The following is a 14,387-nucleotide window of genomic DNA, read 5'->3' as shown; positions in this document are numbered from 1 at the left end:
CAGGCTCACTCCTACAATGAATCTGTGTTGAATAGCATTAAGCGTAAGACAGGGATTTCTCTTCCAGCAATTCCTGATACAGCTCTGTCCACTTGCGGCCCATGTCATCGGCTGTGAATAACTGCCGGTAACGCGCTTCGGCTTTCACCCCCATCGCGGCGGCACGCACCGGGTCTTCCCACAGTGTGCGCATCGCCTCGCGAAACGCCTGTGGATGACTCGGAGGCACCACCAGCCCGGTTTCGTTGTGAATATTGATGTAGCTGGTGCCAGTGCCGATCTCGCTGGAGATCATCGGCTTGCCGTACATCGCGCCTTCCAGCAAAGAAATGCCGAACGCTTCCGAGCGCAGGTGCGAAGGGAAGACGATGGCGTAGCTCAGTTGCAGCAGTGCGACTTTGTCTTCGTCACCCAGGCGCCCGAGGAAATGAATGTTGCGCAGGCCCAGCGCCCGAGCCTGAGCGTGCAGTTCCAGTTCCAGAGGCCCGGCGCCGACAATGACCACGGGATAGTCCACGTCTTTCAGGGCCTCAAGCAGGATGTGCAGGCCTTTGTAGTAACGCATCACGCCGACAAACAGAAAAAACTTGTCCCCAACCTGCTGGCGCCAGCGATTCATTCGTTCGGCATCAGGCTGTGGATAACCGGCCTTGTTCAAACCGTAGGGAATCACTCGGGTCTTGTCCTGGAACTGCTGCAGCACATCGCTGGTGTGCAGGTAGTTCGGTGAAGCGGCAACGATGCGGTCGGCGCTGGCGAGGAAGCGATTCATCAACGGGCGATAGAGTTTGAGCAGGTGCTTTTGGCGAATGATGTCCGAGTGGTACGTCACCACGCTCGGTTTATTCGTCGCGCTGGCGAAATGCACCAGGTCCATGAACGGCCACGGGAAGTGGTAGTTGACTACATCGGCCTCGGCCGCCATTTCGCGAAACTGTTTGAACACGCTCCAGGAAAAACCGGTGGAGGCGAATTGAATATCCAGTTTGGCGCGGTGCACTTCGTGCTGACCGAGTTGCACCACAGGTGGATTGGGGTCGGCGCTGAGCGTCAGCACCTGGCCGTCGATGCCGTGTTGGGCGCCGCTCTCGCACAGTTGGAAGATCACTTGCTCAATGCCGCCGACCGAGTCAGGCAGGTATGTCTTGAAAAAATGAAGAACCCGCATTCAACCTCCCATGGCCTGGCGGTAGGCACCGGCCGTGGCCTGTGCACAACGCTCCCAGGAAAAAAGCTGCGACTGCTGCAACCCGGCTTCTTGGCATGCCTGCCAATGCGCTTGATCGTCGATCAGTCGGCTCAGCGCGTCACGCAGGCCTTCTGCATCGTCAGCTTCAATATAGTTGCCCGCCGCGCCCGCGACTTCCGGCATCGCTGAAGAACGCGTGAGCACCACCGGTGTGCCGCTGGCCATGGCCTCCAATACCGGCAGACCAAAACCTTCATACAGTGATGGAAAAATCAGCGCCCGGGCGCCGGCCAGCAGTTGCGCCACCTGTTCATCGGGCAGATAACCGAGCAGGCACACGTGCCCGCTGGCCAGTGCCTGACGCAAGGGGTCGCTGAACTGTTCGCGCTCCCACCCGGCCATACCGACGATCAACAGCGGAAAGCGCTGGCGCACAGCCTCCGGCAACAGGGCATGGGCACGTAGGGCCAGGCCAAGATTCTTGCGCGGCTCCAGCGTGCCCACACTCAGGAAATATTCCCGCGCCTCGACCGCGTGCGCCTTGAGCACCGCGTCAATGGTGCTCGCCTCGCGTGGATGAAAGCGCTCGGCGACGCCCAGTGGCGCCACCACAAAACGCTCGGCAGGCAGGCCGAAATAAGCTTGAGCTTCCTCAGCAATGGCTTGCGAGTCGGTGAGAATCACCTGCGCCTGTTGCACACCCTGAGCCAAGCGACGCTCGATTTCCTTGAGCCGTGCCGGGGGCTGGGTCTCGGGGAAATGCAGGTGTGTCAGGTCGTGCAGGGTGATTACGGTCGGGCCGTCGAAGGCCAGCGGCCACAGACTTGGCTCGTGATAGAGGTCGATACCTTGCGCGCGCCCCTGATCGAAGCGTTTCTGCTCCAGCCAGCGGCGCGCCTGATAGGCACCGGGGATTTGCCGCAGCAGGGGCGTCAGACGCGAGTAACCGGGCATGGCCGCTTCCGGCAGCGCCGAACTCCAGCCCCAGCCATGGAATAACGTCACATCCATATCAGGCTCGCTGCGCAAGGCGTTGACCAGTTCGGCGACGTAGTGGCCGATGCCGGTACGTGGCGCCTGGAGAATTCGTGCGTTAAGGGCAATGCGCATGCAGCCTCGCTGGCGCCGCCGGCGCTTGCAGAACGTTACGCACGCTGCGTTCGGCCAGTTGCAGACTGGCTTCGCGCCAGCCGATCCACTGCCAGTCCGCGACATCGCGTGCAGCGGGGAACTGGCCGCTGCGCTGGAATTGGTTGATCAGGTCGGCAAGGCTTTGCGGATCCTGCAGATCAAAGTACGCCATGAACCCGCCGCCGATTTCACGGAACACCGCGATATCACTGCCCATCGCCGGCAAGCCACGCTGCATGGCTTCCACCAGGGGCAGACCAAAGCCTTCGACGAACGAGGGAAACACCAGCGCACTGGCGTGGGCGTAGGCGTGTTCAAGGCTGGTGTCACTGAGGTCGTTGAACATGAAAAGACGCTGGTTCAGCTCGGGATGATTGCGCACCCGGGCGAGGAGGGTGTCGCATTTCCAGCCGACCCGCCCGGCGATGCACAGCCGGGCCGTCGAGCCTGTGGCCCAGGCGCGCTCGAAGGCATCGAGCAGATACGCATGATTCTTGCGCGGCTCGATGGTGCTGACCATCAGGTAAACCGGGTCTGTTGTCGTGAACAATTGTCTTAGGCGTGGATCAACCGTGGCTTGGTCGTTGTGCAGATCCAGTTCGGAACCCAAGTGAAAGAAATCGAACCAGCGCTTATTGGACTGCTCGGCACCGATTCTGCGCTGCATCTCTTCATGCACTTGATCGCGCACCGTGGCGGAAATCGCCATGTAGCCATCCGCTGTGCGGGTGATCCAGTCGAACCATTCGCTGAAGACCTCGACCAGACGCGTATCGTAAAACTGTGGGTGAGTCAGCGGGATCAGGTCGTAGATCACCGCAATCATGCCGACGCCGTCGCGTTTCAGTCGCTCGACGTGGGCAAAAAAATCCGAGTGCCAGGATGAATCCAGCAGCATCAATTGATCGCCCGGCTGATGTTGCAGTGGTGAACAACGCTTGAGCAATTGCCTGCGGTTGATTCTTCGGATCAGGCGGATCGGCAGGCCGAATGCGCCGAAGATGGTGAGCCGGTATCCGACATACAAAATTCGTCGCGCCAGCTTCGAGGTGCATTGGGCGTCACGCCGCTGGTGCCATTGCCAGACGCGATGGGCGAGGCGCTCCAGGCGTCCACCGAAGGTTTCCAGCGCGTTGAAAAAAGGCGTATCGCACGCTGCCAATTGCAGGACGCGATAAAGTTCGCCATTGAGCACCACCACTGGCATGCACTCGACGCCTGCGGCGCTGGCAGGCAGTTGCTTGATGACGTTGCGCACCACACGCTGAATCCCCGAGTTGACCGTCGGGTTTTTGAATACATGGGTGCACTCCACCAGCAAGCGGGTCATGGTGTGCGCTCGACATGGCTGACTTCGGTGTCACGGCTGATCGTGGTCTGCGCGTTGAGCCATGCGCAACCGACGAAATCTTCTCGTCGATTGTTGATGACATGAAACACCAGACCGAGATCACGCCACTCGTAATTTCGATCCAGGTGCGAGTCCAGCCGCGACAGGCTCAGGGCCACGGAGTAGTTGCCTTTGCCCAGCCCCATGACAAACGCAAAGCGATAGCTGATGCGCTCGCCGGCCCGCAGGTTTTCCAGTGCCTGATGCTGGCGATGAGTGTTGATGCCGTACATGGGCTGGCCGAGGCGATCCTTGATCATGAACCCCAATACCAGCCGTTCGATGTCCTGACGCACTTCGACGTCAACCGCCAGTACCACTGGCTGACCGACTTCGGCGGCTTCGATCGAGCGTTCGGACTCGTCCAGCAGGCGCACCCGCAGAATGCCGGCTTCGCCAGTGCCCGACACCGTTTGCACCTGGCCGTCGCTGAGTATTTCCTGACGTACGGTCTGGCCTTCACGTTCAGCGAGCAAGGCGTTGTAGTAATCCATCACCGTTTCGGGCGTGTCGTGCATGGCCATGCGGCCACCCTCTAGCAGTATCGCCGAATCGCAGATCGATTGAATCGCCGAACGGTCATGGGACACGATCAGCAGGGTGGTGCCGGCCGCGCGGAAGCCGCGGATGCGTTCGAAGCTTTTATGCTGGAAATAGGCATCGCCCACGGACAACGCTTCGTCGACGATCAGAATATCGGGGCGGCGCGCGGTGGCGACGCTGAATGCCAGCCGCATCTGCATGCCACTGGAGTAGGTGCGCACCGGATGATCAATCGCCTCGCCGATTTCAGCAAAGCGCTCGATCTGCGGCATCAATGCATTGATTTCCTCCAGTTGCATACCGAGCAGTTGCCCGGCCATCACGGCGTTTTGCCGGCCAGTGAAGTCCGGGTGAAAGCCCATGCCCAGTTCCAGCAATGCGGCGACCCGACCCGATAGCTCAATGGTGCCGCAAGTCTGTCGGCTGGTGCCGGTAATCATCTTCAGGAGCGTACTCTTGCCCGCGCCATTGGCCCCGACGATGCCCACGGCCTGGCCGGCCGGGATCTCGAATGTCAGGTCCTTGAGTACCCAATGCTGGCGGTGACGCAGTGCTGAAAAAGGAATCAGCCATTCAGCTAGGCGACTCCAGCGGCTGGGGTATTGCTTATAGGCTTTGCCCAGCCCGGTGACACGGATATGTCCCATCAGAGTTCATCCACCATTTCACCAACCCGTTGACGGAACAGGCGCAGGCCGATGGCGCAGAACACTGCGCCGATCACGAATGTCGGCAGCAGTGAGCTCCAGAGTGGCCATTGGCCGTAGAGGAACAGATTCTGGTAACTGGCGATCAGGTTGGTCAGCGGGTTGTATTGCAGCAGGCTCTGCAACCACTCCGGCAAGATGGAGATGGGATAGACGATCGGCGTCAGCCAGAACCAGAATTGCAGACAGATACCGAAGAGCTGCCCGACATCACGGAAGAACACATTGAGTACGCCCAGCACCATACCGAGTCCGGCGCAGAGCATCATTTGCAGGGCCACCAGCGGCACCAGCGCCATCAGGGCCATGCCCGGCCAGCGTCCGGTGACGAGCAGGAAACCGAGAAACAAGCCGATGATGATGGCGAAATTTATCCCGGCATTGATCAACACGATCACCGGCAGGCAGACCCTCGGGAAACTTATTTTCTTCAGCAGGTTGGCGTTGTCCAGAAACATGTTCTGGCTGCGCAGGGTGATTTCCGAAAACAGCCCCCACGTCAGCAGGCCGGCGCACAGGTAAATGCTGTAGGCCATGCCGTCATCCACACCGGGCAAGCGGGCGCGCATGATGTGAGAAAAGATCACGGTGTACACGATGATCATCGACAGTGGATTGAAGATCGGCCACAGGGCGCCGAACAGCGAATTGCGATAACGCGCTTGAAACTCTCGTTGTACGCTGCCGAGGATGAAACCCCGGTATTCATGCAGCGAGCGGAACAGGGAAAGCAGCATCTAAACCGTCCTGCCGTACTGGTCTTCGAAGCGGACGATATCGTCCTCTCCCAGGTATTCACCGCTTTGCACCTCGATGATCACCAGATCGATCACCCCGGGGTTTTCCAGGCGATGCTTGTGGCCGGCGGCGATGAAGGTCGATTCGTTCTTGGCTACCAGCGTCGTACCGCTGCCATTGTTGGTGACCTTGGCCATGCCTTCGACCACTACCCAGTGTTCATTGCGGTGATGGTGCATTTGCAGCGACAACTTGCCGCCAGGCTTGACCACGATGCGTTTGATCTTGAATCGCGGGCCTTCCTCGAGCACGGTGTAGGTGCCCCACGGACGGCTGACGGTGCGATGCAGGCGATAGGCTTCGTGGGATTTGTCCTTGAGTTGCTTGGCCACGCGGCGCACATCCTGCGCACGGTCGGCGTGGGCTACCAGCACGGCGTCAGCAGTATCGACCACGATCAGGTTATCCACACCCACTGTTGCTACCAGCCGGCCATCGCTCTGGACAAAGTTGTTATGGCTGTCGATAAAGATCGCTTCACCGCTGGCGCGGTTGTTGTCGGCGTCGGCCGGTACCAGGGCCGCGACGGCGCCCCACGAACCGATGTCGCTCCAGTCGAAACCGGCGGGCACGACCACCACTTTTTCCGAGCGCTCCATCAGTGCGTAATCGATGGAAATGTCGGTGATTTCAGCAAACAGCGCCGGTGAAAGCTCCTGTTGCAGGCAGCCGACGGTTTCGATCGGCGCACTGGCGGCCATACAGACGCGGGTCTGCTCCAGCAGTTCAGGCGCATGTAATTGCAGTTCGGCAATCACGCTGGCAGTGGTGAAGCAGAACATTCCCGAGTTCCACAGGAAGTTGCCGCTTTCCAGGTAATGGGTCGCGGTTTGCAGGTCGGGTTTCTCGACGAAACGCTGCACTTTCGCCGCGCCTTTGGCATCCAGCGGGGCACCGGTTTCGATGTAGCCGAAGCCGGTTTCCGGGGCGGTCGGCGTCACACCGAAGGTCACCAGATAACCGTCTTTGGCCAGATTGACCGCGTGCTCGACAGCCGTCTTCAGCGCGTCCTGATTGACGATCAAATGATCGGCGGGCATCACCACCATGATCGCGTCGTCACCGTGCAGTGCTTGCAGCGACAACGCGGCAGCAGCAATGGCCGGCGCGGTGTTGCGCCCGGTCGGCTCCAGCAGGAAATGCCCGCGATGACGCGAGACATGGGCGGCGCAATAGTGATCCTTGCTCTGGAAGTAGTACTCGCGGTTGGTCACCGTGACAATATCGCCCCAGCCGTCGAGCAACGCTGCCGCACGCCGGTAGGTCTTGCCCAACAGCGACTGGCCGTCGGGCAAATTCATGAACGGTTTCGGATGGCCCTCGCGGGACACCGGCCACAAACGGGTGCCGGCACCGCCGGACAAAATCACGGGAATCAGCATGGCCTACTCCTTGGCGACGCGTTTCATGTCCGCATCCATCATCATGCGGATCAAGGTATCCAGGTCTGTTTTCGGCTTCCAGCCCAGCACGCGCTGAGCCTTGGCCGGATTGCCGAGCAGCACTTCAACTTCGGCGGGGCGGAAGAACGCCGGGTCGATCTTCACGTAATCGCGGTAGTTGAGGCCGACGTGATCGAAGGCGATGCGGCACATTTCCCGCACGGTGGTGGTGACACCGGTGGCCACCACGAAGTCGTCAGGTTTGTCCTGTTGCAGCATCAGCCACATGGCTTCGACGTAATCACCGGCAAACCCCCAATCGCGTTTCGCATCGATGTTGCCCAGGGCCAGCTCCTGCTGTTTGCCTTGCTTGATGCGTGCGGCGGCATCGGTGACCTTGCGTGTGACGAACTCGATGCCGCGCAGCGGCGATTCGTGGTTGAAGAGGATGCCGCTGTTGGCGTGCAGGTTGAAACTTTCGCGGTAGTTGACGGTGATCCAGTGACCGTAGAGTTTGGCCACTCCGTAAGGGCTGCGCGGATAGAACGGCGTGTTTTCATCCTGTTGCTCGGCCTGGATCAGACCGAACATTTCGCTGGTCGAGGCTTGATAGAACCGGGTGTGCGGGCTGAACTGGCGGATCGCTTCGAGCAGGTGGGTAACGCCTAGGCCATCGACGATGCCGGTGGTCACCGGTTGACTCCACGACGCGGCGACAAAGCTCTGCGCGGCGAGGTTATAGACCTCGTCCGGCGCTGATTGAATGACTGCTCGCTGTACCGAACAGGCATCGGCCATGTCACCGTCCAAATAGACGATGTCGGCTTCGACGCCCATTTCGCGCAGACGCCAGCGCGAGTCGCTGCTGCGTCGTGCAACGAGGCCGTGAACCTTGTAGCCCTTGTCGAGCAGCAACTTGGCCAGATACGCGCCGTCCTGGCCGGTGATCCCTGTGATGAGTGCACTTTTTGTCATTCTTGTCGTACTCGCGTCTCCCAGTCGGACAGGACCGTCCGCAGGGATTGTTGTGTGGTGATGGCTGGCGACCATCCGGTGGCTTTGGCCAGTTTTGCGTGGCTGCCGCAAACGCGACGCTGATCGGCGCGGCGTATGCGCGCGGGGTCTTGCACCAGTTGCATCTCCACTTCGGCCAGGTCGCCGAGTTGCTCGATCAGGCTGCGGATGCTTTGCTCACGACCCGAGCAGATGTTGTAGACCTGGCCGGGTGTGCCTTTTTCCAGCAGCGCGAGATAGGCCGAGATCACATCGCCGACATCAAGAAAATCTCGCGTCACGTCGATATCGCCGACTTCAAGTTGCGGTGCTTGACGGCCCTGTTTGATGCGACTTATCTGGCGGGCGGCACTGGCGATGACAAAGCTGTCTTTCTGGCCGCTGCCGATGTGGTTGAACGGACGCGCCACCAACACCGGCCAGCCTTCACTCAGGCCCCATTGGAGGCTGAGAAATTCGGCCGAGAGCTTGCTCACTGCGTAAGGATTGCGCGGGCAGGGCGCCTGTTGTTCGGTGATGGGCAGATCGCTTTCGCCAACCTGGCCGTAAACGTCACCGGAGCTGACATACAGGAAAGTGCCGGCAAAGCCGCGTGTCTTGAGGGCTTGCAGCAGATTGAGCGTACCGAGCAGATTGATCTCGAGTGTGCGTGCCGGATCGCGGAAAGCTTCGGGGACGAAAGTCTGCCCGGCCAGATGAATGACTGCATCAGGCAGCTGCGGCCACAGATCGGTGAGGCTGCTCGCATCGGTGAGGTCGTAAGGCAAAGCGGCAGGCAGCAGCTCCCACGACGAATCCGGCAATGCCAGACGCGACTGAATATGGTGTCCCACGAATCCACTGAGACCCGTGACGAACAGACGCTTTTTCAAACAGCGACCCCTTGGTCTTGAACTTGCGCCACTTTCCCACAGGCTTTGAAGGAAGGTCTGTCAGAACAGTAGAAAAACTGCTTTTAAGAAAGGCGAAGTCAGTTGTTGTAGTTGTTTGTTGCCAATCTGTGCCAAATGCTCGGCAATTTCAACAGGCCAAACCGTGACCGGTCAGTTCTCGTTAGCGTAGTCCGGTTTATTCTCGCCGGGCGGTTCACGAACCCTTCGCGGATGTGTTTAGAATGCGCCTTGTCACGATTGGCCGGGCTCGTCGGCATCGTCGTGAAAAAAGGTGAAACTGACCACTAAAACAAGAACAAGACGGGACCGAAGACGGAGGACGGATATTGATCCGATCCAACGCTTTGCCGTCATAGTGTGAGGCTGCCGGGATGGCAGTTTCATTGTGGAATGCCATGAATTTCATTCTTTATTCGGACATCAACGACAGTTCAATCAGCCAGAATCTTGGGCATCCCGATGCCAGTCACTACTTTGTGCTGAAGGCCTATGTGCCGTTGCTCGAAACGCTCGGGCGAGTGCACGTGGTCAGTGCTGTGACAGAGGTAGATCCGCTCTACCGACAGTTGCTCGCCGCTGGCCAGGAGAGTGTTTTCCTCTCGTTCACCCGGCCGCAGAAAACCCTGACCGATCTCCAATGCCCGACCGTTTGTGTTGTGACGTGGGAGTACGACTCCATCCCCAACGAGCAGTGGGGCAACGATCCACGCCAGGACTGGACGCGCATGCTGGCCAAACATGGCCGCGTGATCACACTGTCCAGCTACACCGCCCGAGCGATCCAGCGCACCATGGGCGAAGACTTTCCGGTGTTGGTCTTGCCAGCCCCGCTGTGGGAGCACTTTGCAGCGATTCGTGAGCAACACGTCAGCGCGCCGGTCAATGCGGGTACGACATTGACGGTCAAAGGTTGCATCTTTGATTCTCGCCAGATGAACCTGCATCCGGATAATCTGCTGCCCGAGCCGCTGCCCCCCGAAGAGCTGGCCGAAATCGAGGCACAGCTGGAGGCCTTGCGTCCACCACCGCTGACCTTGAAGCGGCGCTTTGTCATTGCCCGGCATTTCCTGCGGTTGTGGTTGCTGAATCTGGGCCACGAGCAGAAACCGCCAGTGCCACGCGTGAGGTTTCTGCAGAACTGGTACTGGGAAGGGATTCGCGATCTGGTTCCAGAGACTTTGCATGACTGGCTCGGCAAACGTCTGCCAAACATCGCAGGCCCACAGCCTTTACCGGTAGCAGTCCAACCGCCGCCCCGGGATATGCCGGACAGTTCATTAGCGGTTCAAACCCGCGTGGACGGCGTGATCTATGTGACGGTGTTCCGCCCCGAGGACGGGCGCAAGAACTGGCTACAGATCCTGACTGCTTTTTGCGCGGCATTTCGCGACACCCCCGACGCCACACTGGTGATGAAATTTACCCAGAGTGATCTGGCGGCGGTGTACGCGCACCTGATGACACCGCTGGCGCAACTGGCGCCGTTCTCCTGCCGTGTCGTGATGATTCAGGGCTATCTGGATGATGCTGAATACGCGCGGCTGTACCAAGCGGCGAGTTTTTACGTCAACGCTTCGCACTGCGAAGGCTTGTGCTTGCCGCTGATGGAGTTCATGGCGTGCGGCAAACCGGTGATCGCTCCCGATCACTCGGCGATGCAGGATTATATCGATGAGTCTGTGGCGTTCGTGGTCGGCTCCAGCGTAGAGGCGTGCACATGGCCCCATGACCCGCGAATGCTGTTTCGCGCACAACGGCATCGGCCGGACTGGGGGTCATTGAAGAAGGCCTACGAAAACAGTTACCGGATGGCCAAGACACAACCCCAGGAGTATCAGCGCATGTCGCTGCAGGCGATCGAACGCATGCACGATTACTGCGCGCAACCGGCGTTGCAAAAGCGTGTCGCCGATTTTTTCGGGCTGGCATCACCGGTCGACAACGTTGCCCCGATTACGGATAACGCCTCATGCTGATCATCATCCATTCGGAAACCAACCAGCACACCATCAGCCGCAACCTCGGGCGTTCCGAGTACAGCTATTACTTCGTACTCAAGGAGTATCGACCGGTGCTGGAGCGGCTCGGGCGGGTGATCGAGGTCCTGGACCCGAACACTGAAGTCGATGCGCTGTATGCAGATTGCCAGTCCCGAGGCGAGCCTTGTGTATTTCTGTCGTTCTCGCCTCCGCACCGCACCCCGGTGCATCTGGCCTGCCCGACGTTGCCGGTATTCGCCTGGGAATTCAGCACCATCCCCAACGAGCCGTTTGCCGGCGATCCGTTGAACGACTGGCGTACGGTACTCAACGCCTGCGGTGCGGCGATCACCCATTCCAGTTACACGGTCGATGCGGTGCGCGAAGCGATGAGCGTCGGTTACCCGATTGTTGCCGTACCCGCCCCGGTCTGGGATCGATTCGCCGCGCGTGGCGTTCAGTTGCAGGGGCAACCTGTGGTCGATTCGGTACGACTGACGATCAGAGGGCTGGTGGTCGACAGTCGCGAAGTCGATCTGGATGCCTTCGGCCCGGTGCATTTGCGCAGTGGCCCGGGCATCGATTTCCTGGCGCCTGTCACCGAGCAGACGTTGTTGCTTGAAGGCGTGGTCTACACCTCGGTGTTCAACCCGCGCGATGGCCGCAAGAACTGGGAGGACATGATCAGCGCATTCTGCGCGACGTTCCGTGAGACTGATGACGCGACACTGGTGCTCAAACTCACTCACCACGATGCCGAAGAAGCACTCACCGACATCCTTCATCATCTGTACAAAAACCAGCCTTATCGCTGCCGCGTCGTATTGGTCTATGGCTATCTGGCGGACGCGGATTACGAGCGGCTGGTGCAGGCGACGCGCTACGTGGTCAATACGTCCTACGGCGAAGGCCAGTGCCTGCCGCTGATGGAATTCATGTCTTGCGGCAAGCCGGCCGTGGCGCCGTGCACGACGGCGATGATCGATTATCTGAACGCCGATAACGCGTTCCTGATCGAGGCGACCGAGGAGTTTACGGCCTGGCCGCACGATCCGCGCTCGGCCTACCGGACCCTGCGCTACGCGGCCAATTGGGCGTCGATTTGCGCGGCCTACCGAGCCAGCTACGCGGTGGCCAAAAACGATCCGCAGCGTTACGCGCACCTGTCGGCGCAAGCCGTGGAGAGTCTGCGAGGGTTTTGCAGTCAGGCTGTGGCTGAACAGCGCTTGCAGGCATTTTTTGCGCAACTGTTCGAGCGCCGCGCTGAACTTGCCATGGAGGCTGCCGGAGCATGATACGTCGATTGTTCCAGCGATTTTTAGCCGAACCGCAAGCGCCGCAAGCCGTTGAACCCGTCGACGAACCCGTGGTTGATCCGACACCTGAATCCGAACCGGAACCTTTGTTCACCTGGTCGCCGCGCGACGTCGGTTTGCGTGATGCGGTTCTGGACGGCTGGTTTCTCAATGACAGCGGCGAATTGCTCAAGGGCTTTGCCATAACGCCTGACGACACCTTGCTCGACGTCGGTTGTGGCGAGGGGGCCGCGACGTTGTTTGCGGTACGCCAGGGCGCATCGGTGATCTTCACCGACAGTGAGCACGACAAAGTGAGCGAGCTGGCGCGTCAGGTTGAAGCCAAGAGTTCCAGGCCGAGTCTGGGGCTGGTCAGTAACAGCTTGCCCTTGCCTCTGGCGGACGGTTGCGCGAGCCGAGTGGTGTGTATGGAGGTGTTGGAGCACGTCGACGAGCCCGAGCCGTTCATGGCCGAACTGGCGCGTATGGGGCGGCCCGGTGCGTTGTATCTGCTCAGCGTGCCGGCACCGGTTGGCGAGCATCTGCAGAAAGGTATCGCCCCCGCGAGTTATTACCAGTCTCCCAATCATGTACAGATTTTCACCCCGGAGCGCTTCGAGGCGATGGTCGAGGATGTCGGATTGGTCATCGAACATCGGCAAGCCACCGGGTTCTTCTGGGTGATGGGGATGATTTTTTTCTGGGCCAGCGAAAAGGCTGCCGGCAAGGATCCGGGCGGTGCGGTGCGCGATCGCATTCATGCACCGTTCCCGCATTTGATGGGCGGGTGGGCGAGGACCTGGGAAGAGATGCTTGACCGGCCCGACGGGCTTGCGATCAAACAGGTACTCGACCAGTTCATGCCCAAGAGCCAGGTGATCATTGCCCGTAAACCACTCGATGCGGGGGAGCCGGATGGGCAGTAAGCGAATCATGGACATCGAGGTGCTGCGCGCCATTGCAGTGCTTGGTGTGTTGTTTCATCACTTGCCAGCTCTGTTCAGAGACCCCGTGCCGCTGCTCGAATCCAGTCGTGCCTGGTTTGGACTGTGGTGGGGGGTGGATCTTTTTTTGCGATTTCCGGATTTGTCATCGCCCGCAGTCTGATTCCTGCGCTGCGCAGTTGCAGCAATCGTCAGGAGTACTGGGAGCAAACGCGTAACTTCTGGTTGCGGCGAGCCTTTCGCCTGCTGCCATCGGCCTGGTTGTGGCTGGCACTGATACTGCTGCTGTGCGTTTTTTTCAACCGCTCCGGGGCGTTCGGCACGGTGCAAGCCAACGTGCAGGCCACGCTTGCGGGGGTATTTCAATACGCCAATTTCCGCTTTGCTGATGCGATTTTTCATTACGAGTACGGCAGCAGTTTCGTCTACTGGAGCCTGGCGCTGGAGGAACAGTTCTATCTGCTGTTTCCGTTGCTGATCCTGCTCTGTCGCAAGCACCTGGTGTGGGTCTTGCTGGCGCTGGTTGCGGTGCAACTGTTCACGGTGCGGACAACGCTGTTGATGACCATACGAACCGACGCGCTCGCCCTTGGCGTTTTGTTGGCAATGTGGAGCGTTCAACCGGGTTATCAACGCTGGCAGCCTACGTTTCTGCGCCGTCCGTGGACCGGGATTTCGGTGCTGGTCATTGTCGGGTTGCTGATGGCTTTCCTGGGCGCCGAACGCTTTACCATGGCGCCCTATCGCATCGGTGCCATCGCCATTCTCAGCGCCGTGCTGGTATGGATCGCCTCGTACAACAGAGACTATCTGTTGCCGACCGGGCGCTTGCAGCGAGTGATGGCGTGGGTAGGCAACCGTTCCTACGGGATCTACCTGATCCACATTCCGGTGTATTTACTGGTACGCGAGGTCACTTTCCGTTTGCAGAGTGCAGGCCTGCCGAGTCCGGCGGGACACCCGATCGTTACCCTGTTGCTTGCAGGGGGCCTGATTGTATTGATCAGCGAACTGAATTATCGCTTCATTGAAATGCCTATGCGACTTCGCGGTACCGCACTGATACAACGTCTCGGGACGTCGCGAAAATCCGTTGCGTCTACTGAAGCCACGTTCTGATCG

General features: G+C 59.5%; 11 protein-coding genes and 1 pseudogene. 4 read left to right on the top strand and 8 right to left on the bottom strand.

Annotated elements, in window-relative coordinates; all coding sequences use genetic code 11:
• Nucleotides 1-37: 37 nt before the first annotated feature.
• The 8 genes from AB4O01_RS20245 to AB4O01_RS20210 are packed head-to-tail and all read right to left on the bottom strand — an operon-like array spanning nucleotide 38 to nucleotide 9,026.
• On the bottom strand, nucleotides 38-1,168 hold the full coding sequence (locus AB4O01_RS20245) for a glycosyltransferase family 4 protein (protein WP_460089350.1): 1,131 nt from the start codon (nucleotides 1,166-1,168) through the stop codon (nucleotides 38-40).
• A complete protein-coding gene (locus AB4O01_RS20240) occupies nucleotides 1,169-2,299 on the bottom strand; it encodes a glycosyltransferase family 4 protein (RefSeq protein WP_460089348.1) in 1,131 nt (376 codons plus the stop codon).
• Nucleotides 2,283-3,650, bottom strand: a complete 1,368-nt coding sequence (locus AB4O01_RS20235; protein WP_460089347.1) for a glycosyltransferase family 4 protein — start codon at nucleotides 3,648-3,650, stop codon at nucleotides 2,283-2,285. The genes AB4O01_RS20240 and AB4O01_RS20235 overlap by 17 nt, the downstream gene beginning before the upstream one ends.
• Entirely contained in the window at nucleotides 3,647-4,900 is a 1,254-nt protein-coding gene (locus AB4O01_RS20230) for an ABC transporter ATP-binding protein (RefSeq protein ID WP_099757590.1), read from the bottom strand. The genes AB4O01_RS20235 and AB4O01_RS20230 overlap by 4 nt, the downstream gene beginning before the upstream one ends.
• Nucleotides 4,900-5,697: an ABC transporter permease gene (locus AB4O01_RS20225; protein ID WP_099757589.1), complete on the bottom strand. Its 798-nt coding sequence runs from the start codon at nucleotides 5,695-5,697 to the stop codon at nucleotides 4,900-4,902. Before AB4O01_RS20225 ends, AB4O01_RS20230 begins: the two co-directional genes overlap by 1 nt.
• Complete coding sequence (locus tag AB4O01_RS20220; protein WP_460089345.1) at nucleotides 5,698-7,140, bottom strand: mannose-1-phosphate guanylyltransferase/mannose-6-phosphate isomerase; 1,443 nt, start codon at nucleotides 7,138-7,140, stop codon at nucleotides 5,698-5,700.
• Between the two features lie 3 nt (nucleotides 7,141-7,143).
• Nucleotides 7,144-8,115 (bottom strand): GDP-mannose 4,6-dehydratase, encoded by a 972-nt coding sequence (gene gmd / locus AB4O01_RS20215; RefSeq protein WP_093429566.1) that lies wholly within the window; start codon nucleotides 8,113-8,115, stop codon nucleotides 7,144-7,146.
• Complete coding sequence (locus AB4O01_RS20210) at nucleotides 8,112-9,026, bottom strand: GDP-mannose 4,6-dehydratase (protein ID WP_460089344.1); 915 nt, start codon at nucleotides 9,024-9,026, stop codon at nucleotides 8,112-8,114. The genes gmd and AB4O01_RS20210 overlap by 4 nt, the downstream gene beginning before the upstream one ends.
• Before the next feature lie 416 nt (nucleotides 9,027-9,442).
• On the opposite strand from AB4O01_RS20210, the gene AB4O01_RS20205 reads away from it, so the two are divergent.
• From AB4O01_RS20205 to AB4O01_RS20190, 4 genes and pseudogenes are all read left to right on the top strand, one after another.
• Entirely contained in the window at nucleotides 9,443-11,023 is a 1,581-nt protein-coding gene (locus AB4O01_RS20205; RefSeq protein ID WP_460089342.1) for a glycosyltransferase family 4 protein, read from the top strand.
• Nucleotides 11,017-12,321 (top strand): glycosyltransferase, encoded by a 1,305-nt coding sequence (locus AB4O01_RS20200; protein ID WP_099757585.1) that lies wholly within the window; start codon nucleotides 11,017-11,019, stop codon nucleotides 12,319-12,321. Before AB4O01_RS20205 ends, AB4O01_RS20200 begins: the two co-directional genes overlap by 7 nt.
• Nucleotides 12,318-13,247, top strand: coding sequence for a class I SAM-dependent methyltransferase (locus AB4O01_RS20195; RefSeq protein ID WP_460089340.1), 930 nt, complete (start codon nucleotides 12,318-12,320; stop codon nucleotides 13,245-13,247). Before AB4O01_RS20200 ends, AB4O01_RS20195 begins: the two co-directional genes overlap by 4 nt.
• Nucleotides 13,237-14,384 (top strand): annotated as a pseudogene (locus AB4O01_RS20190) (acyltransferase family protein). Before AB4O01_RS20195 ends, AB4O01_RS20190 begins: the two are co-directional and overlap by 11 nt.
• Nucleotides 14,385-14,387: the final 3 nt, after the last annotated feature.

Source organism: Pseudomonas sp. S2_E02 (assembly GCF_054668355.1).
The sequence above is the reverse complement of the archived record's forward strand: the minus strand, read 5'-3'. Positions and strand labels throughout refer to the sequence as shown.

Bases quoted from the DNA above. Each gene is read 5' to 3' on its own strand.
- AB4O01_RS20245 (WP_460089350.1), bottom strand. From the start codon at position 1,168: ATGCGGGTTCTTCATTTTTTCAAGACATACCTGCCTGACTCGGTCGGC.
- AB4O01_RS20220 (WP_460089345.1), bottom strand. From the start codon at position 7,140: ATGCTGATTCCCGTGATTTTGTCCGGCGGTGCCGGCACCCGTTTGTGG.
- AB4O01_RS20195 (WP_460089340.1), top strand. From the start codon at position 12,318: ATGATACGTCGATTGTTCCAGCGATTTTTAGCCGAACCGCAAGCGCCG.
- AB4O01_RS20200 (WP_099757585.1), top strand. From the start codon at position 11,017: ATGCTGATCATCATCCATTCGGAAACCAACCAGCACACCATCAGCCGC.
- AB4O01_RS20205 (WP_460089342.1), top strand. From the start codon at position 9,443: ATGAATTTCATTCTTTATTCGGACATCAACGACAGTTCAATCAGCCAG.
- AB4O01_RS20235 (WP_460089347.1), bottom strand. From the start codon at position 3,650: ATGACCCGCTTGCTGGTGGAGTGCACCCATGTATTCAAAAACCCGACG.
- AB4O01_RS20225 (WP_099757589.1), bottom strand. From the start codon at position 5,697: ATGCTGCTTTCCCTGTTCCGCTCGCTGCATGAATACCGGGGTTTCATC.
- AB4O01_RS20230 (WP_099757590.1), bottom strand. From the start codon at position 4,900: ATGGGACATATCCGTGTCACCGGGCTGGGCAAAGCCTATAAGCAATAC.
- gmd (WP_093429566.1), bottom strand. From the start codon at position 8,115: ATGACAAAAAGTGCACTCATCACAGGGATCACCGGCCAGGACGGCGCG.
- AB4O01_RS20240 (WP_460089348.1), bottom strand. From the start codon at position 2,299: ATGCGCATTGCCCTTAACGCACGAATTCTCCAGGCGCCACGTACCGGC.